Source organism: Vogesella urethralis (assembly GCF_007644045.2).
Taxonomy (GTDB): domain Bacteria; phylum Pseudomonadota; class Gammaproteobacteria; order Burkholderiales; family Chromobacteriaceae; genus Vogesella; species Vogesella urethralis.
Genome location: NZ_VMDW02000054.1, coordinates 76,148 through 99,255 on the forward strand (window position 1 = coordinate 76,148; position 23,108 = coordinate 99,255).

Annotated in this window: 19 protein-coding genes; 8 read left to right on the forward strand and 11 right to left on the reverse strand. The window is 61.4% G+C overall.

Annotated elements, in window-relative coordinates; translation table 11 throughout:
• Window position 1 precedes the first annotated feature (1 nt).
• Window positions 2-274, reverse strand: coding sequence for an accessory factor UbiK family protein (locus FLQ03_RS03680; protein WP_144373009.1), 273 nt, complete (start codon window positions 272-274; stop codon window positions 2-4).
• A 253-nt stretch (window positions 275-527) separates the two neighbouring features.
• Between FLQ03_RS03680 and glnK the strand changes: the two genes are divergently transcribed.
• Together glnK and FLQ03_RS03690 are read left to right on the forward strand one after the other, a co-directional pair.
• Window positions 528-866: a P-II family nitrogen regulator gene (gene glnK, locus FLQ03_RS03685; RefSeq protein ID WP_144373010.1), complete on the forward strand. Its 339-nt coding sequence runs from the start codon at window positions 528-530 to the stop codon at window positions 864-866.
• 22 nt (window positions 867-888) lie between these two features.
• The gene (locus FLQ03_RS03690) at window positions 889-2,196 is read left to right on the forward strand and encodes an ammonium transporter (RefSeq protein ID WP_144373011.1); all 1,308 of its coding nucleotides are present in this window, start codon (window positions 889-891) and stop codon (window positions 2,194-2,196) included.
• A 179-nt stretch (window positions 2,197-2,375) separates the two neighbouring features.
• Here FLQ03_RS03690 and FLQ03_RS03695 read toward each other — a convergent pair whose 3' ends face one another.
• The 10 genes from FLQ03_RS03695 to gltB all read right to left on the reverse strand — a co-directional run bounded on the left by FLQ03_RS03695 (window position 2,376) and on the right by gltB (window position 15,473).
• Window positions 2,376-2,801 carry a ClpXP protease specificity-enhancing factor gene (locus FLQ03_RS03695; protein WP_144373012.1) on the reverse strand — a complete coding sequence of 142 codons (426 nt, stop codon included), beginning with the start codon at window positions 2,799-2,801 and terminating at the stop codon, window positions 2,376-2,378.
• Window positions 2,802-2,827: 26 nt separating this feature from the next.
• A complete protein-coding gene (locus FLQ03_RS03700) occupies window positions 2,828-3,430 on the reverse strand; it encodes a glutathione S-transferase N-terminal domain-containing protein (RefSeq protein ID WP_144373013.1) in 603 nt (200 codons plus the stop codon).
• Window positions 3,431-3,583: 153 nt separating this feature from the next.
• Complete coding sequence (locus FLQ03_RS03705) at window positions 3,584-4,345, reverse strand: cytochrome c1 (protein ID WP_144373014.1); 762 nt, start codon at window positions 4,343-4,345, stop codon at window positions 3,584-3,586.
• 13 nt (window positions 4,346-4,358) lie between these two features.
• The gene (locus tag FLQ03_RS03710; protein WP_144373015.1) at window positions 4,359-5,696 is read right to left on the reverse strand and encodes a cytochrome b; all 1,338 of its coding nucleotides are present in this window, start codon (window positions 5,694-5,696) and stop codon (window positions 4,359-4,361) included.
• A gap of 15 nt (window positions 5,697-5,711) precedes the next feature.
• Window positions 5,712-6,296, reverse strand: a complete 585-nt coding sequence (petA, locus tag FLQ03_RS03715) for a ubiquinol-cytochrome c reductase iron-sulfur subunit (protein ID WP_144373016.1) — start codon at window positions 6,294-6,296, stop codon at window positions 5,712-5,714.
• 125 nt (window positions 6,297-6,421) lie between these two features.
• Entirely contained in the window at window positions 6,422-7,168 is a 747-nt protein-coding gene (locus FLQ03_RS03720) for a Nif3-like dinuclear metal center hexameric protein (RefSeq protein WP_144373017.1), read from the reverse strand.
• Window positions 7,169-7,309: 141 nt separating this feature from the next.
• A complete protein-coding gene (gene groL, locus FLQ03_RS03725) occupies window positions 7,310-8,953 on the reverse strand; it encodes a chaperonin GroEL (protein WP_144373018.1) in 1,644 nt (547 codons plus the stop codon).
• Window positions 8,954-9,000: 47 nt separating this feature from the next.
• Window positions 9,001-9,288, reverse strand: a complete 288-nt coding sequence (gene groES, locus FLQ03_RS03730) for a co-chaperone GroES (RefSeq protein WP_144373019.1) — start codon at window positions 9,286-9,288, stop codon at window positions 9,001-9,003.
• 230 nt (window positions 9,289-9,518) lie between these two features.
• Entirely contained in the window at window positions 9,519-10,934 is a 1,416-nt protein-coding gene (locus FLQ03_RS03735) for an FAD-dependent oxidoreductase (RefSeq protein WP_144373020.1), read from the reverse strand.
• An 87-nt stretch (window positions 10,935-11,021) separates the two neighbouring features.
• A complete protein-coding gene (gene gltB / locus FLQ03_RS03740; protein ID WP_144373021.1) occupies window positions 11,022-15,473 on the reverse strand; it encodes a glutamate synthase large subunit in 4,452 nt (1,483 codons plus the stop codon).
• A 255-nt stretch (window positions 15,474-15,728) separates the two neighbouring features.
• On the opposite strand from gltB, the gene FLQ03_RS03745 reads away from it, so the two are divergent.
• The 6 genes from FLQ03_RS03745 (at window position 15,729) to FLQ03_RS03770 (ending at window position 23,069) form a co-directional block, all read left to right on the forward strand.
• The gene (locus FLQ03_RS03745; protein ID WP_144373022.1) at window positions 15,729-17,177 is read left to right on the forward strand and encodes a phospholipase D-like domain-containing protein; all 1,449 of its coding nucleotides are present in this window, start codon (window positions 15,729-15,731) and stop codon (window positions 17,175-17,177) included.
• A 511-nt stretch (window positions 17,178-17,688) separates the two neighbouring features.
• Entirely contained in the window at window positions 17,689-19,947 is a 2,259-nt protein-coding gene (locus tag FLQ03_RS03750) for an arginine/lysine/ornithine decarboxylase (RefSeq protein ID WP_144373023.1), read from the forward strand.
• A gap of 115 nt (window positions 19,948-20,062) precedes the next feature.
• Window positions 20,063-21,466: a sensor histidine kinase gene (locus tag FLQ03_RS03755; RefSeq protein WP_170252297.1), complete on the forward strand. Its 1,404-nt coding sequence runs from the start codon at window positions 20,063-20,065 to the stop codon at window positions 21,464-21,466.
• Complete coding sequence (locus FLQ03_RS03760; RefSeq protein ID WP_144373025.1) at window positions 21,459-22,082, forward strand: response regulator transcription factor; 624 nt, start codon at window positions 21,459-21,461, stop codon at window positions 22,080-22,082. Before FLQ03_RS03755 ends, FLQ03_RS03760 begins: the two co-directional genes overlap by 8 nt.
• A gap of 92 nt (window positions 22,083-22,174) precedes the next feature.
• Window positions 22,175-22,657 (forward strand): GlcG/HbpS family heme-binding protein, encoded by a 483-nt coding sequence (locus tag FLQ03_RS03765; protein ID WP_144373026.1) that lies wholly within the window; start codon window positions 22,175-22,177, stop codon window positions 22,655-22,657.
• A gap of 193 nt (window positions 22,658-22,850) precedes the next feature.
• Window positions 22,851-23,069: a type 2 periplasmic-binding domain-containing protein gene (locus tag FLQ03_RS03770; protein WP_144373027.1), complete on the forward strand. Its 219-nt coding sequence runs from the start codon at window positions 22,851-22,853 to the stop codon at window positions 23,067-23,069.
• Window positions 23,070-23,108: the final 39 nt, after the last annotated feature.

The window sequence follows — 23,108 nt, forward strand, 5'->3', positions numbered from 1 at the left end:
CTTACTCCGTCGCGTCAGCAGGGGCTGCCGCTGCCGCGGGCTGTGCTGCGGCTTCCAGCTGTGCCAGACGTTGTTCCAGCGCGCTCAATTGGGCACGAGTTTGCGCCAGCACTTCTTGCTGGATATCGAATTCTTCGCGCGTCACCAAATCCATACGACTGAAAGTGGCAGCCATCATGGCTTTCACGTTTTTTTCCAGATCTTTGGCCGGGCTGGCGGCAATGGTTTCGGAAATTTTATTGCTGATTTCGTCGAACAATTTTTGGCTGAGCATGATGCAACCTTGTAAATGGCATGATGAATGAAGGGGAGTTTAGCAAAAAAGCCGCGATGCCTGCATGACCACATCTGCACCATTTAGGCGCAAGCGCTGTATGGCTTATCCAATTTATGACTTCATTATCGAATACAAGTGCCACACAGCACGTAACAGATTGAAATAAAAGCAAAACAGCAATCTGGCACAGTTCATGCATAGGCGAAATTGTCACACTCACTCATTACCTACTGAGCAGCAAGGAGCCGTCATGAAACTGGTTAGCGCCATTATCAAGCCCTTCAAGCTTGACGAAGTCCGTGAAGCCCTCTCCGCTATCGGCGTGCAGGGGATTACCGTTACCGAAGTAAAAGGTTTTGGCCGTCAGAAAGGTCATACCGAGCTGTACCGTGGTGCCGAATATGTGGTGGACTTCTTGCCGAAGGTGAAGCTGGAAATCGCCATCAGCAACGAACTACTGGATCAGGTAGTAGAAGCGATCGAAACCGCCGCCCGCACTGGCAAGATTGGTGACGGCAAGATCTTCGTGTACGACCTGGAACAGGTAGTGCGTATTCGTACCGGCGAAACCGGTGCCGACGCGGTCTGAGCATAAGAAGAAAGGGATCAACATGAGCAAGAAACTCCTGACCTTGGCCGCTTTGGGCTCCCTGGTTACCGCCCTGCCCGCCTTTGCAGACGGTGCGCCTACCCTGGTAGCTACCAGCACCATCAGCGCCGGCGACACCGCGTGGATGATGACCTCCACCGCACTGGTGCTGTTCATGACCATTCCGGGCCTGGCTTTGTTCTATGCCGGCATGGTCCGCAAGAAAAACGTGCTGGCTACCCTGATGCAGAGCTTTGCCATCTGCGCGGTGATGACGGTACTGTGGACCGTCATTGGCTACAGCCTGGCGTTCACCCCGGGTAACAGCCTGATTGGCGGCCTGGATCGCGTTCTGCTGGACGGCATGCTGTTCCTCAAGGACGAAGGCAAGCTGACAGTACACCCGCTGGCGGGCACCATCCCGGAAGCGGTATTCATGATGTTCCAGATGACATTTGCCATCATCACCCCGGCCCTGATTACCGGTGCCTTTGCCGAGCGCATGAAGTTCTCCAGCATGCTGGTGTTCATGGTGCTGTGGTCGCTGGTCGTCTATGTTCCGGTTGCACACTGGGTGTGGGCACCGGGCGGCTGGATGTTTGACCATGGCGTGCTGGACTTTGCCGGTGGTACCGTAGTGCACATCAACGCCGGTATTGCAGGCCTGGTAGCCGCTCTGGTACTGGGCAAGCGTGTGGGTTTCGGCCGCGAAGCCATGCCCCCGCACAACTTGGTGCTGACGCTGGTGGGCGCTTCGATGCTGTGGGTAGGCTGGTTCGGCTTCAACGCCGGCTCGGCAGTGGCTGCTGATGGCCGCGCAGCCATGGCGATGGTTGCGACGCAGGTGGCTACCGGCATGGCGGCGCTGGCCTGGATGGCTGCTGAATGGATTGCCAAAGGCAAACCGTCGGTACTGGGTATTGTCTCCGGTGCCGTTGCCGGCCTGGTCGCCATCACTCCGGCTGCGGGCTTCGTCGATGCCAAAGGTGCACTGGCCATCGGCCTGATCTCTGGTGCCGTATGCTACTGGAGCGCAACCTCGCTGAAACACATGCTGAAGTACGATGACTCGCTGGATGCCTTCGGTGTACACGGTGTCGGTGGCATCATCGGCGCCCTGCTGACTGGTGTATTTGCGGTCAAGGAAATTGGCGGTGTAGACGGTGACCTGATGACCCAAGCCATTGGCGTGGTTGCCACCGTCGCCTACTGCGGCATCGTCACCTTCATCCTGCTGAAGATCGTTGACCTGATCATGGGCCTGCGTGTGAGCGAAGAAGAAGAACGCGAAGGTCTGGACGTGGTTCTGCACGGCGAGCGTGTGGAATAACATTACCAGTGGCTGCTGTGCGGCCAACCTGGCAAGCCGGCCCTTGTGGCCGGTTTTTCATTGCCGATGCGCTGCCCAGCAAACACCACGGTAGCACCGTACACAAAACAAACCCCGTTTGCGCCTCAAACGGGGTTTGTTTTGCCTTGGCAGCCTGATGGCTGCACTAGTCGGTGGGCTTAGCTGCGTCGGCCCGGGAAGGTGATGACTTTGGCGCCCTTGGCTTCGTCATCGCTAGCCGGTGCTTGCGCTTCCGGGCTAACAGGCGATACCGGTTTGGCAGCCGGTTTTTCCAGCTTCTCCAGCTCGAAACCCATCCCCTCACCAGAATCACGCGAGAAAATGGATAACACATTGCCTACCGGAATCCAGATCTCGCGCGATACACCACCAAAGCGGGCAGAGAACGAAATCCAGTCGTTGTCCATGTTCAACCCCTGGGTAGCACCGTAGCCGACATTCAGCACGATTTCGTTGTTCTTCACGAACTCCATCGGCACCTGAACGTTTTCATCCACCCACACCACCATGTACGGGGTTTGCCCCTGATCGGTACACCATTGGTGAATGGCCCGGATCAGGTAGGGACGGGTACTGACTGTCATGTGGCTTCCTTCCGCAGAGATAAGGCTTACTTGCGCATGGCCTTTTCAGCCGGGGTCAGCGAGTCGATGAACGACTGACGCTGGAACAGACGTTCGGCGTACTTCAGGATCGGCGCCGCGTTCTTGCCCAGGTCAATACCGTAGTGCTCCAGGCGCCACATCAGCGGTGCGATGGCCACGTCGATCATGGAGAACTCTTCGCCCAGCATGAACTTCTGTTTGGCAAAAATCGGGGCGATGGTGACTAGACCGTCGCGGATGGCTTCACGGGCCTTGGTGGCTTCCTTGCCGCTAGCACCGTTTTCCAGCGTTTTCACATGGACGAACAGTTCTTGCTCGAAGCGGAACAGGAACAAACGAGCACGGGCGCGCATCACCGGGTCGGCCGGCATCAGCTGCGGGTGCGGGAAACGCTCGTCGATATATTCGTTGATGATGTTGGATTCATGAAGAATCAGGTCGCGCTCAACCAGTACCGGAACCTCGTTGTACGGGTTCATCACGGCCAGATCTTCAGGCTTGTTGTGGATGTCCACATCAATGATCTCGAAGTCCATGCCCTTTTCGAACAACACGATGCGACAGCGTTGACTGAAAGGACAAGTGGTACCGGAGTAGAGGGTCATCATGAGGCGTAGATTCCTTGAACAGGCTTGTTGATCAAATAACAGGCAATTCTAGCACTTTCAGATCATCACTTTCCACAAAAGTTGCATAAGTGCATGATCTAAAAAGAAAAAGCGGCGCCGAAGCGCCGCTTTGCTTGACAGTGAAACGCAGACTTAGTGGATGTCTTTCCAGTATGCCTTCTTCAGGAAGTAGGCAAACGGCAACAGCAGCAAGAACAGGTACAGCAGGACGGTGTAACCCACCTGGTGACGTTTTACCTGTACCGGCTCGCCAACGTAGACCAGGAAGTTGGTCAGGTCAGCCATGCGTTTGTCGAACTCTGCAGTATTGGCCTTACCGTTTTCCAGCTTGGTCAAAGTGCCAGCCTTCACCAGCTCCAGCGACTTTTCTTCATGGCCATCGGCACCCTTGTGGGTCTTCAGCACTTGCTCACCCTGCCATTCCCACAGGATGTGCGGCATGCCCACCTTGTCGAATACCAGGTTGTTCCAGCCTGTCGGGCGGGTATCGTCACGGTAGAAACCGCGCAGGTAGCCGTACAGGTAATCGGCGCCACGGGAGCGCGCGATCAGCGACAGGTCCGGCGGTGTCGCACCGAACCATTGCTTGGCGTCCTTTTTGTCCATCGCAATGTTCATCTGCTCACCGATCTTGTCGGTGGTAAACATCAGGTTGGACTTGATCTGCTCTTCAGACAGGCCGATGTCAGTCAAACGGTTGTAGCGCATGGCGCTGGCCGAATGGCAGGACAGACAGTAGTTGACGAAGATCTGGGCGCCGCGTTGCAGGCTTTCGGTATCCTGAATATTGATCGGTGCTTTTTCAAGCGCCGGGCCTTCCGAGGCGGCAATGGCACCGGCAGCCGGCAACATCAGGGCAACGGCGGCAAGCAGTTGACGGATAGTCTTGTTCATATTGCCCCCTTTATCAGATGAATTTCGCGAACAGCGTCGCCGCCACCAGCGTCACCACCACCAGCACAACAAAGCGTACCTGACGCGCCGGGGTGCTCATGGTCACACGGGTCGGAACCGGTGTGCTGCCCACATCGTTCTTGGTGTAGAACGGCATGCCCAGGAAGAACGCAAAGTAGATGATGGAGAACAGCTGGGCTACCACGGTACGCAGGTTGGTGGACGGCAGCGCGCCCAGGATACCCAGACCGATAAAGGCAGTAATGAACAGCACCAGCATGAACTTGAACTTCGGACCACGGTAACGGATGGACTTCACCGGGGACTTGTCCAGCCACGGCAGGAAGGCAATCAGCACCACGGCAGCACCCATGGCCAGTACACCCCACACCTGGGTACCTGCAAACGACGGCACCGCACGCAGAATGGCGTAGAACGGGGTGAAGTACCATACCGGCGCGATGTGCGGCGGGGTCTTCAGCGGGTCGGCCTGGTCAAAGTTCGGGTGTTCCAGGAAGTAGCCGCCCATTTCCGGGGCAAAGAACACGATGCTGGAGAACACGATCAGGAACACAGCCACACCCAGTACGTCTTTGACGGTGTAGTACGGGTGGAACGGAATGCCATCCAGCGGCTTGCCGTCTTCACCTTTCAGTTTCTTGATCTCTACGCCATCCGGGTTGTTAGAACCCACTTCGTGCAGGGCGATCAGGTGGGCAACTACCAGCGCCAGCAGGATCAGCGGCACAGCAATCACGTGCAGCGCAAAGAAGCGGTTCAGCGTGGCATCACCCACCACGAAGTCACCACGGATGAACACGGACAGGTCCGGGCCGATCACCGGGATGGAAGCAAACAGGTTCACGATCACCTGCGCACCCCAGAACGACATCTGACCCCACGGCAGCAGGTAGCCCATGAAGGCTTCGGCCATCAGCACCAGGAAGATCAGCGTACCAAACACCCATACCAGCTCGCGCGGCTGCTTGTACGAACCGTAGATCAGGCCACGGAACATATGCAGGTAAACCACGACAAAGAACATCGAGGCGCCAGTGGAGTGCATGTAGCGGATGATCCAGCCACCCGCTACGTCGCGCATGATGTATTCGACCGAGGCGAACGCCACCGGGATACCCTGTGCATTCAGGGTGCCATCCGGCTTGTAGTTCATGGTCAGGAAAATACCGGTCACGATCTGGATCACCAGCACCAGCAGGGCCAGCGAACCGAAGAAGTACCAGAAGTTGAAGTTTTTGGGGGCGTAGTACTCGGTGACGTGCTCTTTCATCATCGAGGACAGCGGGAAACGCTCATCCACCCAATTGAGGATTTTTTGGCCAGTGCTCATATGTTCTCCCCTCGCTTACTTGTCATCGCCGATCAGCAGCACGGTATCGGACAGATACTTGTGCGGCGGGATTTCCATGTTCTTCGGGGCCGGTACGCCGCTGTACACGCGGGCGGACAGGTCGAACTTGGAACCGTGGCACGGACAGTAGAAGCCACCTACCCATTTCGGACCCAGGTCGGCCGGGGCGATATCGGGACGGTGGGTCGGCGAACAGCCCAGGTGGGTACAGATACCCACGGCAACCAGGATCTCCGGTTTGATGGAGCGGGTTGCGTTCTTGCAGTATTCTGGCTGCTCAGGCGATTCGCACTTCGGATCCAGCAGGTCGCCTTCGATTTTCGACAGGTTTTTCAGCTGCTCCGGCGTACGCGACAGTACCCATACCGGTTTGCCACGCCATTCGACGTTGATCTTCTGGCCGGCTTCCAGCTTGCTGATGTCCACCTCAACCGGGGCACCGGCAGCCTTGGCACGCTCAGAAGGCGCAAAGCTCATCAAAAACGGCACAGCCACACCGGCCGCCGCTACACCACCAACCGCGCTGGTGGCCACCGTCAGAAAGCGACGGCGCCCCGCATCAACGTGTTGTTCACTCATTACAGTCATCCTCAAACGTGGAAACCGAGCTATAAACTTGAAACCTTACAATTCTACCCGATTCCATGAGGGAACTTGAAGCGCATATGCGACAAATCGCCTCATTGACAGCATGGGCATCGTTGTTAGACCGGGTTAAAGAGATCGATAAATTGCACATCCAGGGCAAATTCATCCGCCAGCCACTGCCCCAAGGCCTTGGCGCCATAGCGTTCCGTGGCGTGATGCCCCGCCGCGATGAAGCTTACGCCGCTTTCATTCGCCAAATGCTGATTTTGCTCAGACACTTCGCCAGTAATGAACACATCCACGCCCAAAGCGATGGCCTGTTCAAAAAAACCCTGCGCGCCACCGGTACACCAGGCCACACGCTTTAGTGTCTTGTCCGCATCACCCAGCAATAGGGCCTCGCGCCCCAGATTGCGGCTGATGTGCTGGCGCAGCGCCTCGCCAGCCATCGGCTGCGCCAGTTGGCCGCACCATAACAGCGGCTCGCTCTGGCTGGGCGCGGCGTCGACAAAGCCCAGCACCTGCCCCAGCTGGGCGTTGTTGCCCAGTTCCGGATGGGCATCCAGCGGCAGATGGTAGGCAATCAGGTTGATGTTGCTTTGCAGCAACGCCGCAATGCGCTTGCGTTTGATGCCGGTGATGGGCGCCGCCTCGCTTTTCCAGAAGTAACCGTGGTGCACCAGAATGGTGTCCGCCTGCAGGCGGATGGCTTCGTCGATCAAGGCCTGCGAGGCCGTCACGCCAGTAATGATGCGGCGAATCTCGTCGCTGCCTTCCACTTGCAGCCCATTCGGGGCGTAGTCCTTGAAACGCCACGGCTCCAGCTTGCCGTCCAGCGCCTGTAACAGTTCGTTCCGGTTCATGCTGACTCTCCCGCAAAGAAAGCGGCATTGTGCCAGACTGCGCGCGCAAAACAATGCGGCCAACCTGGCAAGGTTGGCCGCAGCACATGAAAAAACCCCGCACCGGGGTGCGGGGTTCTGGCTTCGCAAGGGCGAGGCAGCTTACATCATGCCGCCCATGCCACCCATACCACCCATGCCGCCCATGTCAGGCATAGCCGGCTTGTCTTCCGGCAGCTCGGCTACCATGCAGTCGGTGGTCAGCATCAGGCCGGCTACGGAAGCAGCGTGCTGCAGCGCGGAGCGGGTCACTTTGGCCGGGTCCAGTACGCCCATTTCCAGCATGTCGCCGTACTCGCCAGTCGCGGCGTTGTAACCGAAGTTGGCCTTGCCCTCCAGCACCTTGTTCACCACCACGGACGGCTCGTCGCCGGCGTTTTGTACGATCTGACGCAGCGGAGCTTCGATGGCTTTCAGTACGATCTTCACGCCAGCAGCCTGGTCGGCATTAGCGGTTTCCAGATCGGCCAGGGTGGAACGGGCACGCAGCAGGGCTACGCCACCGCCAGGTACCACGCCTTCTTCCACTGCCGCACGGGTAGCGTGCAGCGCGTCTTCCACGCGGGCTTTCTTCTCTTTCATTTCCACTTCGGTGGCAGCGCCAACCTTGATCACGGCAACACCGCCGGCCAGTTTGGCCACGCGCTCTTGCAGTTTTTCACGGTCGTAGTCGGAAGTGGCGGCTTCGATCTGCTGGCGGATTTCGCCAACACGAGCCTGGATCTGGGCTGCATCGCCAGCGCCGTCGATGATGGTGGAGTTTTCCTTGCCCACTTCAACGCGTTTGGCTTGACCCAGCATTTCCAGAGTCACTTTGTCCAGGGTCAGGCCCACTTCTTCAGCAATCACGGTACCGCCGGTCAGGATGGCGATATCTTGCAGCATGGCTTTGCGACGGTCGCCGAAGCCCGGAGCCTTCACGGCAACCACTTTCAGGATGCCGCGGATGGTGTTCACTACCAGGGTAGCCAGCGCTTCGCCTTCCACATCTTCAGCGATGATCAGCAGCGGACGGCCGGACTTGGCCACTTGCTCCAGAACCGGCAGCAGGTCGCGGATGTTGGAGATTTTCTTGTCGAACAGCAGGATGAACGGATTGTCCAGTGCGGCAATCTGTTTTTCCTGGTTGTTGATGAAGTACGGGGACAGGTAGCCGCGGTCGAACTGCATGCCTTCTACGACGTCCAGTTCGTTTTGCAGCGATTTGCCGTCTTCAACGGTGATCACGCCTTCCTTGCCCACTTTTTCCATGGCGGTAGCGATGATTTCACCGATGTCGCTGTCGGAGTTGGCGGAGATGGAGCCAACCTGGGCGATTTCCTTGGTGGTGGCGCACGGCTTGGCGATCTTGGCGATTTCGCCTACCAGGGCCACAACAGCCTTGTCGATACCACGCTTCAGGTCCATCGGGTTCATGCCGGCGGTCACGAACTTCATGCCTTCGTGCACGATAGCCTGAGCCAGCACGGTAGCGGTGGTGGTGCCGTCACCGGCAACGTCGGAAGTCTTGGAAGCGACTTCTTTCACCATCTGGGCGCCCATGTTTTCGAACTTGTCTTTCAGTTCGATTTCTTTGGCCACGGACACACCGTCCTTGGTGATGGTCGGCGCGCCGAAGGAGCGGTCCAGAACCACGTTGCGGCCTTTCGGGCCCAGGGTCACTTTAACGGCGTCAGCCAGAATGTTGACACCCACTACCATTTTTGCACGGGCGGAATCGCCGAAGCGTACGTCTTTAGCTGCCATTCTTGAAATTCTCCAGAATCAGTTAGTACAAGCGGGATGGGGACGGATTACTCGACGATGCCCATCACGTCTTCCTCGCGCATCACGAGGAGCTCGTTACCGTCAACCTTGACGGTCTGGCCGGAATACTTGCCGAAGATAACCTTGTCGCCGACTTTCAGCTCCAGGGCACGGCGTTCGCCGTTTTCGAGGATCTTGCCGTTACCTACGGCAACCACTTCACCCATGTCCGGCTTTTCAGCAGCGGCGCCCGGCAGAACGATGCCGGAAGCGGTTTTTTCTTCAGCCTCGAGGCGTTTGATAACAACACGATCGTGCAGAGGACGAATTGCCATTTATCTCTCCTAATAGCAGTGGCTGTTGAAAGATGATTACCTATCAATTCAGCGGTGTTGGACAGGTGCATTAGCACTCTGCCCTTGCGAGTGCTAATCATAGGGACGGCATACGCGGTTTTCAAGAGGGGGCAGGGCAAGATTTTTAGCGTTGGCCGCCGCCGGAAATGACAAAGCCCGCCGGACGGCGGGCTGGGGCAAGGTTGGCCGCACGGGCCAGTTGCACTGGTTTACCAGACTTGCAGATAGGCCAGCATGCCCTCGGCAGCCTGACGGCCTTCGAATACGGCACGCACCACCAGGTCGGCACCGCGCACCTGGTCGCCGCCGGCAAAGATCTTGGCGTTGGCGGTCTGGTACTTGAACTTGCCGTTGGCCGCGGCCAACGTGCGACCGTTGGCTGCCACGGTGACGCCCTGGCGCTCGAACCAGCTGGCGGCTTCGGCCTGGAAACCGAACGCCACGATGACGTGGTCGCACTCGATCACTTCTTCGCTACCCGGCACGATTTCGGCGTTGCGACGGCCCTTGGCATCCGGCGCACCGAGGCGGGTTTCTGCCAGTTTCAGGCGCAGGCTGCCGTCGGCGGCCTGTTCAATGCCCATCGGCTGGCGGTTCCACAGAAACTCGACGCCCTCCTCGCGCGCGTTGGCCACTTCGCGCTTGGAACCCGGCATATTGGCCTCGTCACGGCGGTAGGCACAAATCACCTTGCGCGCGCCCTGGCGGATGGAGGTGCGGTTGCAGTCCATCGCGGTATCGCCACCACCCAGTACCACCACGCGCTTGCCGGCCATCGATACCGGCGCGTCGCCTGCCGGCAGCGTGTCCATGCACTGGCGCACGTTGTTGATCAGGAACGGCAGCGCTTCCAGTACGCCCGGCAGGTCTTCGCCATCGAAGCCGCCTTTCATGTACTTGTAAGCGCCCATTCCCATGAACACGGCGTCGTACTCTGCCAGCAAGGTTTCGATTTCGACATCGCGGCCGATTTCGGTATTGAGGCGGAACTCGACGCCCATGCCTTCCATGATCTCGCGGCGACGCTTCACCACGCTCTTTTCCAGCTTGAACTCGGGGATGCCAAAGGTGAGCAGGCCGCCGATTTCTTCGTAGCGGTCAAACACCACCGGGCGCACGCCGTTGCGCACCAGTACGTCGGCACAGGCCAGGCCCGCCGGGCCGGCACCGATGATGGCCACTTTCTTGTCGCTCCAGATCACCTTGGACATGTCCGGGCGCCAACCGGCCTTGTAGGCCTCGTCGGTAATGAATTTTTCCACGCTGCCGATGGTTACGGCGCCAAAACCACCCTGCTCCAGCGTGCAGGCGCCTTCGCACAGGCGATCCTGCGGGCAAACGCGGCCGCAGATTTCCGGCAAGCTATTGGTCTTGTGCGACATCTCGGCCGCTTCGAACAACTTGCCTTCCTTCACCAGCTTCAGCCAGTTGGGGATGTAGTTGTGTACCGGGCACTCCCACTCGCAGTAGGGGTTACCACAGGACAGGCAGCGGCCGGCCTGGTCGCCCGCGTCTACCGCGTGCAGCGGGGTGTAAATCTCTTTGAATTCGATCTTGCGCACCGCGACTTCTACCTTGTCGCCGGGGTTGCGCGAGAGCTTCATGAACTGGAAAACGTCACCCATGATCATCGATCCTTTGCCCCTGCGGCCAACGTTGGCCGCAAGGTGCTTTCATTGCTATCAAGGGGCGGACAAACCCGCCCGTCCCTATCAGTCTTTCAGCAGGCTTTCCAGCTTGGCGGCCTTGGGCTTCACCAGCCAGAAGTAGTCCACGTAGTCGTCGAAGTTTTCCAGCATGGCGCGGCCGGTTTCGGAACCGGTGAGCTCCACGTGCTTGGCAATCTTCTCCAGCAGGTAGGCACGGTACATGCCCATCGCTTCGCCGTTGATCAGGTTGATGTCAACCAGCTCGTTGTTGTAGCGGTAGGCAAACTTCTCGGCACGGTCGTAGACGAAGGCAAAGCCCCCGGTCATGCCGGCACCGAAGTTGTAGCCGGTTTCGCCCAGCACGATCACGCTGCCGCCGGTCATGTATTCGCAGCAGTGGTCACCGGCGCCTTCGATCACGGCCAGCGCACCGGAGTTACGCACCGCGAAACGCTCGCCGGCCACGCCCGCCGCAAACAGCTGGCCGCCGGTAGCGCCGTACAGGCAGGTGTTACCGATGATGATGGACTCGTCCGACTTGTACGCCGCGTCCTTCGGCGGGTAGATGGTGACGCGACCACCAGCCATGCCCTTGCCTACGTAGTCGTTAGCGTCGCCTTCCAGCTCCAGGTGCAGGCCCGGGGCGTTCCAGACGCCGAAGCTCTGGCCGGCGGAGCCGGTGAACTTCACCTTCAGGCAGCCGAACGGCAGGCCGGCCGCACCGTGTACGCGGGCGATTTCGCCGGACAGGCGGGCGCCGATGGAGCGGTTGATGTTCTCGATCGGGTAGCTCAGCTGCAGCATCTGCTTGTTGTGGATGGCAGGCAGCGCATCGGCCAGGATCTGCTCGGCCAGCTCGCCCTTGTCGAAGGACGGGTTGGATTCGCTGACGCAGAAGCGCGGCACGCTATCCGGCACAGTACCTTGCGACAGCAGCGGCGCCAGGTTCAGGCGCTGTTGCTTGGCGGTATTACCGTCGGCCAGGCCCAGCAGTTCCATGCGGCCGATCAGCTCTTCCATATTGCGTACGCCAAGCTTGGCCATCCACTCGCGGGTTTCCTGGGCGATGAACAGGAAGTAGTTCATCACCATTTCCGGCAGGCCGATGAAGTACTTGGAACGCAGCTTCACTTCCTGGGTGGCCACGCCGGTGGCGCAGTTGTTCAGGTGGCAGATACGCAGGAACTTGCAGCCCAGCGCCACCATCGGGCCGGTACCGAAGCCGAAGCTCTCGGCACCCATGATGGCGGCCTTGATCACGTCGAGGCCGGTTTTCAGGCCGCCGTCGGTCTGCACGCGGACGCGGCCGCGCAAGCCGTTGGCACGCAGCACCTGCTGTGCTTCGGTCAGGCCCAGCTCCCACGGGCTACCGGCGTACTTGACGCTGGTCAGCGGGCTGGCACCGGTACCGCCGTCGTAGCCGGAGATGGTGATCAGGTCGGCGTAAGCCTTGGCTACGCCGGCAGCGATGGTGCCCACGCCCGGCTCGGCTACCAGTTTTACCGACACCAGCGCCTTCGGGTTCACCTGCTTCAGGTCGAAAATCAGCTGCGCCAAGTCTTCGATCGAGTAGATGTCGTGGTGCGGCGGCGGCGAGATCAGGCTGATGCCGGGCTTGGAGCAGCGCAACTTGGCGATCAGCGGCGATACCTTGTCGCCCGGCAGTTGGCCGCCCTCGCCCGGCTTGGCGCCCTGGGCTACCTTGATCTGCAGCACTTCGGCGTTCACCAGGTAGTGCGGGGTCACGCCGAAACGGCCGGACGCCACCTGCTTGATCTTGGACATCTTCTCGGTGCCGTAACGCGCCGGGTCTTCGCCGCCTTCACCGGAGTTGGAGCGGCCGCCCAGGCGGTTCATGGCGGTGGCCATCGCCTCGTGCGCTTCCGGCGACAAAGCGCCCAGCGACATGCCGGCGGAGTCGAAACGCTTGAGGATGCTTTCCACCGGCTCCACTTCGTCGATGGAGATCGGGGTGATGCCGTCCAGCTGCAGCTGCATCAGGTCGCGGAACATCGCCACCGGGCGGTTATTCACCAGGTCGGCGTACTGCTTGTAGGCGTCGTAGTCGGTGTTCTGCACCGCTTTTTGCAGCGTCTGCACCACGTCCGGGTTGTAGGCGTGATATTCCTCGCCGTGCACGTACTTCAGCAGGCCACCGTGGGTGACCGGGCGCATCGGGTTGAATGCCAGACGCGACAGTTGTTTCTGGTCGTCCTCGAAGTCCTCGAAGCTGGCGCCGGAGATACGCGATACGGTGCCCTTCAGGCACAGCGTTACCAGGTCTTCGTGCAGGCCGATGGCTTCGAACAGCTGGGCACCGCGGTAGCTGGCGATGGTGGAGATACCCATCTTGGACAGCACCTTCATCAGGCCCTTGTTGATGCCCTTGCGGTAGTGCTGCAGCGCTTCGTTGACGCGCAGCTGCACGTCGCCGGTTTGCACCAGGTCGACGATGGTCTGGTACGCCAGGTACGGGTATACCGCGGTGGCGCCGTAGCCGATCAGACAGGCCATCTGGTGCGGGTCACGCACGGTGCCGGTTTCGGCAATGATGTTGGCCTTGCAGCGCAGGCCGGCGTCGATCAGCGCATGGTGCACGGCACCGACGGCAAACAGCGCCGGAATCGGCAGACGGTTGGCCGCAATGGTGCGGTCGGACAGCACCACGATGACGGTGCCTTCCTGTACCGCTTCCACCACGTGCGCCGCCAGGCGCTCGATGGCCTGCTGCAGGGTACGTTCGGACGGGTCGAAGCACAGGTCGAAGGTGGTGGCTTTCAGGTACGGCTCGGTACGCGTGGTAATGCGGATGAATTTCTCGCGCGACAACACCGGGCTGCGTACTTCCAGCCGCTTGGCGTGCTCGGCGGTTTCCTCGAACATGTTGCGCTCGGGGCCGAACACGGTATTCAGCGACATCACGATGGCTTCGCGGATCGGGTCGATCGGCGGGTTGGTCACCTGGGCAAACTGCTGGCGCAGGTAGTCGAACGGCGAACGCACTTTCTGGCTCAGTACCGCCATCGGGGTGTCGTCACCCATCGAGCCCACCGCTTCCTGGCCGTCTTCGGCCAGCACGCGCAGGATCTGATCGCGCTCTTCAAAGCTGATGTTGTACAGCTTCTGGTAGGTCAGCAGCTGATCTTTCGGCCACGCTTCCAGGCCGGCGTCGTCCTCGATGGACAGCTCCAGACGCGAACCGGCGTCCTTGATCCACTGACGGTACGGTTTGGCCGATTTCAGCTGCGCGTCGATGTCCTCCGGGTACAGGATTTCGCCGGTTTGCAGGTCTGCCGCAAACAGCTGACCCGGCTTCACGCGGCCCTTCTTCACCACGTCTTCCGGCTTGTAGTCCCACACGCCTACTTCAGACGCGATGGTGAGGATGTTGTCTTTGGTCAGCACCCAGCGGGCCGGGCGCAGGCCGTTACGGTCCAGCATACAGCCGGCGTAGCGGCCGTCGGTCAGTACGATACCGGCCGGGCCGTCCCACGGTTCCATGTGCATGGAGTTGAATTCGTAGAAGGCACGCAGGTCTTTATCGGTGGAGTCCACGTTCTGCCAAGCCGGCGGCACCAGCAGGCGCAGCGCACGGAACAGCGGAATGCCGCCCATCAGCAGGCCTTCCAGCATGTTGTCCAGGCTCATGGAGTCGGAACCGTCGGTCTGCACGATCGGACGGATGGCGTCCATGTCGATGTGCGGCGAGGTCATGATGCGTTCGCGCGCGCGGGCCCAGTTGCGGTTGCCCTGCACGGTGTTGATCTCGCCGTTGTGCGCCAGGAAGCGGAACGGCTGCGCCAGTTTCCACTGCGGCCAGGTGTTGGTGGAGAAGCGCTGGTGGAACACCGCCAGGCTGGACTCGAAACGCGGGTCGGACAGGTCCAGGTAGAACTTGTGCAGGTTGTCCGGCGTTACCAGGCCCTTGTACGACAGCGTGTGCGGCGACAGGGTCGGCAGATAAAAATAAGGGTCGTCTGCCTTGTTGGCTTTTTCAGCCTGGCGACGACCCATGTACAGACGGCGTTGGAACGACAGCTCGTCCATGCCGAAGGGGCAGTTGACGAATACCTGGTAGAAGCTGGGCAACGATGCCATTGCCTGCTCGCCACAGGCACCGATATCGATTGGCACCTGGCGGAAGCCGGCCACTTCCAAGCCCTGGCTTTCGAGGTATTCTTTCAGGCGGTTGCGGCTGCGCTCGCCCTGGGCGGCGTCCGGGTGGGCAAACACCAGGCCCGCGGCATACACTGCCTTCAGGGCAAAGCCGGCTTCGGCGGCAACTTCACGCAGAAAACCGTCCGGCTTGCGGAACAGCAAGCCACAGCCGTCACCCGATTTGCCGTCGGCAGCCACGGCGCCGCGGTGGGTCAGTTTGGCCAAGGAAGAAATGGCGGTATTGACCAGCCAGTGGGAAGGTTTGTCGTCCAGTTGGGCGATTAAACCGAAGCCACAGCTGTCTTGTTCGAAATCCGGGCTGTATAAAGTGCCCTCCAGCCAGCGCTGTCTGTCCATCTTTTGTCCCTGCTTATAATGTGATGCGAATGTTTCGATTCTAAGGTCAAGAATGCTGACCCTGCAACCGCTTTTTGTGCGACGCATTATCACTTAACAAACAAGCACTTACTGTAATTTACATACTACAGTACTGGGGAAAACCCGCAGCCGGCTTTACATTTTAGAGACATCAACATTCATAAATACGACCAGCATTTTTTGCGCCAGCACCCGACAAAATACTGCATTTTTAATACTGTCAGACAATAGCCAATGAGCAAGCCACTGCCCTCGTCCGCCGATAGCCAACTGTTCCGCCAACTGGCCGAGCAGGCGCTGGCGCGTTCGGCCGGCGCACCGCTGGTAGGCGGCAATGACGTCGCGCTACTGTTCGATGCGGCGGCCAACTTCAGCGCCTGGACGCAACGGTTGGCCGACGCCGGCGACTACATCCTGATCGAGATGTACCTGTTTGCCGACGACCCGTTTGGCCGCCAGCTACGCGCGCTGCTGCTGCAAAAGCTGGCCCAGGGGGTGCAGGTGTACTTGCTGTACGACTGGCTGGGTTGCTGGCGCGAGCACTACACCGGCTTCTTCAAGCCACTGCAGCAGGCCGGCGCCCAGGTGCGGGCCTGGCAAGCACCGGGCTGGCGTACCGGGCTCAACCTGCCAGGGCGTGATCACCGCAAGCTGATCGTGGTGGATGGCGACATCGCCTTCATCGGCGGCTTGTGCGTCAGCTCGCGCTGGGAGGGCTGGCGCGATACCGGCCTCAGCCTGCGCGGCCCCTTGCTTGCCGATGCGCTGGCCGCGTTTGCCGACAGCTGGCAAGCCAGTGGCGGCACCCTGCCGCCGCTGGCGGCCAACCCGGCACCTGCCGGCCACGTCAGCGCCCGCCTGATTGCCACCACCCCCTCCACCGCCAAACTGATGCGGCTGGATTTGCTGATTGCCGGCTTTGCCCGTGAACGGCTGTGGCTGACCGACGCCTACTTCATGGGCACCAGCGCCTACCTCAGCGCGCTGCAGAACGCGGCTCGCGACGGCGTGGACGTGCGCCTGCTGGTACCGCGCAGCAGCGACATCGGCTGGATCGCCACCGTGTCGCGCACCTTGTACCGCCCGTTGCTGGAAGCCGGCGTGCGCGTGTTCGAATGGAACGGGCCGATGATCCACGCCAAGACGGCGGTAGCCGACGGGCGCTGGGCGCGCATCGGCTCCACCAACCTCAACATCTCCAGCTGGCTGGCCAACCGCGAGCTGGACCTCGCCATCGAGGACGCCGTACTGGCGGCCGAGATGGAAACCCGCTTTCTACAGGACATCGACCACGCCACCGAAGTGGTGCTCAGCGGCGTGCACAAGCGGCCGGCGCTGGCCAAGCCGCGCCAGCAAGGCCCGCGCCTGCCCTTGCGTCAGCACGCGGCGGTGAGTGCGGCGGCGGCGGCGCGCCAGGCGGCGCGGCTAGGCGACGTGCTGGATACCGCCATTCGCGGTACACGCAACGTGGAAGACAGCGAAGCCAGCGCCTTTGCCAGCATTGGCCTGGTGCTGTTGCTGCTGGCCGCAGCCGTGCTGTGGTTTCCCTACCTGGCCGCACTGCCGCTGGCGCTGGGGCTGCTGCTGATCGGCGGCAGCGTGCTGTTGCGCGCCTGGCCACGGCTGTGGCGGCGGCGCAAGGCGCGCCGGGACAGCACGACACCCCCAAAGCACACACCATAACAAACACTTGTTTCAGCAGGTTTTTTGATCAAATTTTGCCAGCCGCACGACGCCGCAAAAACTTTTTCCGGCTGTAATACTGCCGTGCAACATGAACGCCCACAATGCCGCTACAATGCGCGCTTTCTTGGGTTATTCGAAGGTGTTTTCCGTTGCGGCCAACCTCATCAGGGCCACCCGGACGACAACACCCTAAGCCGGCAGACGTGAAGGAGGCGAGCCTCCCAGTGCGGACCGCGGTGCAAAGCGCCCCTTTGTTCCGTCGTGCCTTGGCATGGCGGATAAACAATCGCGCCTCAAGGCCAGCCATCCAGGGCGGCGGCATCACGTCGTACGTACAGAACTGTGCCCCAACGCGCACCGAGTGACACTTCCGGCCCTGCCGCGAAGGCCAGCTTTGGCGTTACAGGTGCACAGAACCACACCGATGCACCCGGCGTGGCTCACGCGCTGCCCAAGTGGCCCCACGGCAGCCTGACGTGTCCGAGTTAACAGCAACAAGGACTCAGGTATGCGTTTTCACTTCCCCATCGTCATCATCGACGAGGACTTCCGTTCCGAGAACACCAGCGGTTCCGGCATCCGTGAACTGGCCGCCGCCATCGAAGCGGAGGGCATGAGCGTCATCGGCTACACCAGCTACGGCGATCTCACCTCGTTTGCGCAACAGCAAAGCCGCGCCGCCGGCTTCATCCTGTCCATCGATGACGAGGAATTCCACACCGACGACTCGGCCGAAACCGCGCTGGGCGGCCTGTACGGCTTTGTGGCGGAAATCCGCCGCCGCAACCCGGACATTCCGGTGTACCTGTACGGCGAAACCCGCACCGCACGCCACATCCCGAACGACATCCTGCGCGAGCTGCACGGCTTCATCCACATGCACGAGGACACGCCGGAGTTCGTGGCACGCCACATCATCCGCGAGGCCAAATCCTACCTCGACAGCCTGGCGCCGCCGTTCTTCCGCGCGCTGGTGAACTACGCCTACGACGGCTCCTACAGCTGGCACTGCCCGGGCCACTCCGGCGGCGTGGCGTTCCTGAAGAGCCCTGTGGGCCAGATGTTCCACCAGTTCTTTGGCGAAAACATGCTGCGCGCCGACGTGTGCAACGCGGTAGACGAACTGGGCCAACTGCTGGACCACACCGGCCCGGTAGCGGCCTCCGAGCGCAACGCCGCCCGCATTTTCAGCTGCGACCACCTGTTCTTCGTCACCAACGGCACCTCCACCAGTAACAAGATCGTGTGGCACAGCACCGTGGCCGCCGGCGACATCGTGCTGGTAGACCGCAACTGCCACAAATCCAACCTGCACGCCATCATGATGACCGGTGCCATTCCGGTGTTCCTGATGCCTACGCGCAACCACTACGGCATCATCGGCCCGATTCCGAAAAGCGAGTTCTCGCTGGATAGCATCCGCGCCAAGATTGCGGCCAACCCGTTTGCCCGCGAAGCACTGGCCAAGAACCCGAACGCCAAACCGCGCATCCTCACCATCACCCAGTCCACCTACGACGGCATCCTGTACAACGTGGAAGAGATCAAGGGCATCCTGGATGGTGAAGTGGACACCCTGCACTTCGACGAAGCCTGGCTGCCGCACGCCAGCTTCCACGATTTCTACGGCGACTTCCACGCCATCGGCGAAGGCCGTCCGCGCTGCAAGGAATCGATGATTTTCTCCACCCAGTCCACCCACAAGCTGCTGGCCGGCATTTCGCAAGCCTCGCAGATCCTGGTGCAGGACCCGGAGAACCGCCAGCTGGACACCATGAGCTTCAACGAAGCCTACCTGATGCACACCTCCACCAGCCCGCAATACGCCATCATCGCCAGCTGCGACGTGGCCGCGGCCATGATGGAGCAGCCGGGAGGCCAGGCGCTGGTGGAAGAGTCGCTGGTAGAGGCACTGGACTTCCGCCGCGCCATGCGCAAGGTGGACGAAGAGTACGGCGACGACTGGTGGTTCCGCGTATGGGGCCCGGAGGCGCTGTCCGACGACGGCATCTGCGACCCGATCGACTGGACGCTGAAGCCGGAAGACAGCTGGCACGGCTTTGCCGGCATCGAAGACGGCTTCAACATGCTGGACCCGATCAAGGCCACGCTGCTCACCCCGGGCCTGTCGCTGGACGGCAGCTTCGAAGAGCTGGGCATCCCGGCCGCCATCGTCACCAAGTACCTGACCGAGCACGGCGTGGTGGTGGAAAAAACCGGCCTGTACAGCTTCTTCATCATGTTCACCATCGGCATTACCAAAGGCCGCTGGAACACGCTGATTTCGCTGCTGCAGCAGTTCAAGGACGACTTCGACAAGAACCAGCCGCTATGGCGCGTGATGCCGGAATTCGTGGCCAAATACCCGCAGTACGAGCGCGTGGGCCTGAAAGACCTGTGCCTGAAGATCCACAGCCTGTACCGCGAGCACGATATTGCCCGCCTCACCACCGAAATCTACCTGTCGGACATGGAGCCGGCGATGCGCCCGGCCGACGCCTTCGCCAAGATGGCACACCGCGAGATCGAACGCGTACCGGTAGACCAGCTGGAAGGCCGCGTGACCGCCGTACTGCTGACACCGTACCCGCCGGGCATCCCGCTGCTGATTCCGGGCGAAGTGTTCAACACCACCATCGTCGACTACTTGCGCTTCGTGCAGGCCTTCAACAGCCAGCTGCCGGGCTTTGAAACCGACGTCCACGGCCTGGTGGCCAGCCAGGTAGACGGCCGCAAAGTCTACTGCGTGGATTGCGTGAAAGCCTAAGCTAGCGGCAGTCACGACACGGCCAGGCGGTCTGCGACCCCTGGCCGTTTTCACGTCGGCAGCCTCCGTAATGCTACGGAAAGGCGCGCCAGGCGTGCTGTGCCATAATCAAGCGATGAAAATCGCCCGCACTCTTGCCCTGGGCTGGCTACTGCTGAGTCTGCTGGCAGCGGCCTTATGGCTGCAGGCGGGCTGGCAGGCACAGCAAGCCCGCTTTGCTACCGACAGCAGCATCAGCCACCGTCTGCTCAGCCAGAAAATCGTCCAGCACGAGGCGGTGCTGACCGTGCTGGGCAGTCTGTCCAGCCCGCCGCCGTTACCCGCCCTGCTCGCCAGCCTGCACACCGCCATGCCGCAGTTGCAAGCCGTGGCCCGCTGGCAAGGCAGCCAATGGCAAGGCTACCCGCGCGCGCCCACGGCGCCACGAGCCCGCCACTGGCAAACCCTGCCCGACCGCGAAGGCCGCTACTGGCTGCTGTCTCCCGCTGGCTGGGCCATGCTGATCGACAGCCAACAGCTGCTGGCAGCCGGCGAATGGCCGCCCAACGTTGGCCGCATCACCCTCACCCTGCCGGATGGCCCGCACACCTTGCTGCAGCGCGCCGACACCGGTGCGCTGGCGCGCTTCCACCTGGACAAGCGCCTGCCGGGGCAAGCCCAGGCCTTTGCCTTTCACAGCGCAGGCACGTTGGGCACGGCACAGCTCCCTTGGGCCGGCTGGCTGGCCAGCTGTCTGGCACTGGCTACCTTGCTCGCGGTGGCAGGCAGCCGCTGGCAAGCCCGCCATGTCGCGCGACAGCACGCCGAACAGCAACGGCTGTCCGCCATCAGCCGCCTGTCCACGCTGGGGGAAATGGCCGCCGGCATGGCGCACGAACTCAACCAGCCGCTCACCGCCATCCTGGCCAACCTGCGTGCCGCCGGCCGCCTGCTGGATGACGATGAGGAGCGCGACAATGTACGGCGGGCCATCCAGTCCAGCGCCGAGCAAGCCAAACGTGCCGGCGACATCATCGCCCGGCTGCGCAGCCTGGTGTCACCCCAGTCACGCCCTGCCCCCACCCGGCTGGACCTGCCGGCCATGCTGGCCAGTCTGCAGCGTCTGCATGCCCCGGTGCTGGCGGCACAAGGCCTTCGTCTGCAGCTGGATTGTCCACCCGGCGGCATGCCGCTTTGTGCCGATGCTGTTGCCGTCGAACAGATCCTGCATAACCTGGTCCAGAATGCTATCGAAGCGCTGGCCGGGCGCCACGACGGCGAGATCCGCATACGGGTGCGCCATGAGGCGGGCCTGTACCGGCTCAGCGTCGCCGACAACGGCCCCGGCTTGCCCGCCGAGCGCCTTGCCCAGCCCGGCCTGCCATTTCGCAGCAGCAAAGCCGGCGGCCTGGGGCTGGGGCTCAGCCTGTGTGACTCGCTGGCCACCGGCATGGGCGGCCAGCTAAGCGCGGCCAACCTGCCGGGTGGCGGCGCCTGCCTTACCCTGACCCTGCCCTGCCCGGAGCCCGACCATGGCTGACTGCCAAGCCCCGCTGATATACCTGGTGGACGACGACAACGCCGTCCGCGATGCCCTGGCCTTGCTGCTGCGCAGCGTCGGCCTGCGTTCACAAGGCTTTGCCGACCCGGCGGCTTTTCTGGCGGCCTACGAACCGCATGCCATCGGCTGTGTGGTGCTGGACTTGCGCATGCCCGGCATCGGCGGGCTGGAAGTACTGACCCGCTTGCAAGCAAGCAGCGACCTGCCGGTGATCCTGCTGACCGGGCATGGCAATGTGGAGCATTGCCGGCGCGCATTCAAGCAAGGCGCCTGCGAGTTCCTGCAAAAACCGGTAGACGACGATGTGCTTCTGGAAGCCGTACAGCTGGCCGTACGCCAGCACAGCAGCCGCCGTGCCAGCCAGGCGGCCAGCCAGGCCGCTCGCGACCGGCTGGCCCGCTTGTCTGGCCGAGAGCACGACGTGCTGCAGCGTATTGCAGAGGGCATGAGCAACAAAGCCATCGCCCGCGAACTCGAACTGTCGCCGCGTACGGTAGAAACCTACCGCGCCAATGTGTTTGCCAAGCTGGAAGTGGACACGCTGGCACAGTTGATCCGCGATTACTGGCTGCTGCGCACGCCACCGGCTCCGTAATCCTACGGAGACCGCTCCGCAGCCGTGCGAATGTTGCCATCGCCACGGTTTCCCTACACTGCATGCATCACTGACCCGTGTGGAGAAACCGAATGAAAACGACCCTGTTTGCCCTGAGCCTGCTGGCGACCCTCACTACCGCCGTGGCCGCGCCGCTGAACGAACGCAACCTGGCGCTGGCCGATGCCCAGAAGCTGGCCACCGATGCCGTAGCCCAATGTCTGGCCAAAGGCTGGCAGGTTGGCGTCAGCGTGGTCGATCGTGGCGGCAACCTGAAAGCCTTTGCCCGCGCCGATGCCGCCGGCCCGCACACCATCGCCGCCAGCCAGGCCAAGGCCTTTACTGCGCTGTCCACCCGCAACACCAGCCTGGCGGTGATGGAAAACGCCCAGAAAAACCCGGCTGCGGCCAACCTGGCGGACATTCCCGGCTTCCTGTTGTTGGGCGGCGGCGTGCCCCTGAAAGCCGGCAATGAGGTCATCGGTGCCATGGGCATCGGTGGCGCACCGGGCGGCCATCTGGATGAGCAGTGCGCACTGGCGGCCATCGAGGCCAACGCGGCCCTGTTCCGGTAAGTAGAGCCGGCACCACAACGCCGCAGGCAGCGTACAATAAAGGCGTGCAGATGCTGCACGCCTTTTGTCTTGAAGAATGCCCGGCTATCCCCCACTCATGCGCCTGCTTACGCTGTTCCTGCTCCTGCCTGCGGTTTCTGCCCTGGCCTCGTCCCCGCTCACCGTGTACAGCATGCTCTACCCGCCGTTACACATGGGCCCCGGGCACGACAGCCAGCCGGGGATCGGGGACGACATGGTACGCGCGGCCGCAGCCCAGGCCGGCTTGCCGGTGGAAATCCGCACCGTCCCCTGGGCCAGAGCGCAGTTGATGACGCAGCAGCGGCGCGGTGTCTGCCTGTTTCCGCTCACCCGCCTGCCGGCACGCGAAGCGCAGCGACGTCCCCCCAATCTCAGTAGCACTACGCTTTAGAGTCCAAGGCTAATTTACCGGATTTCTCCGCCAGTAATT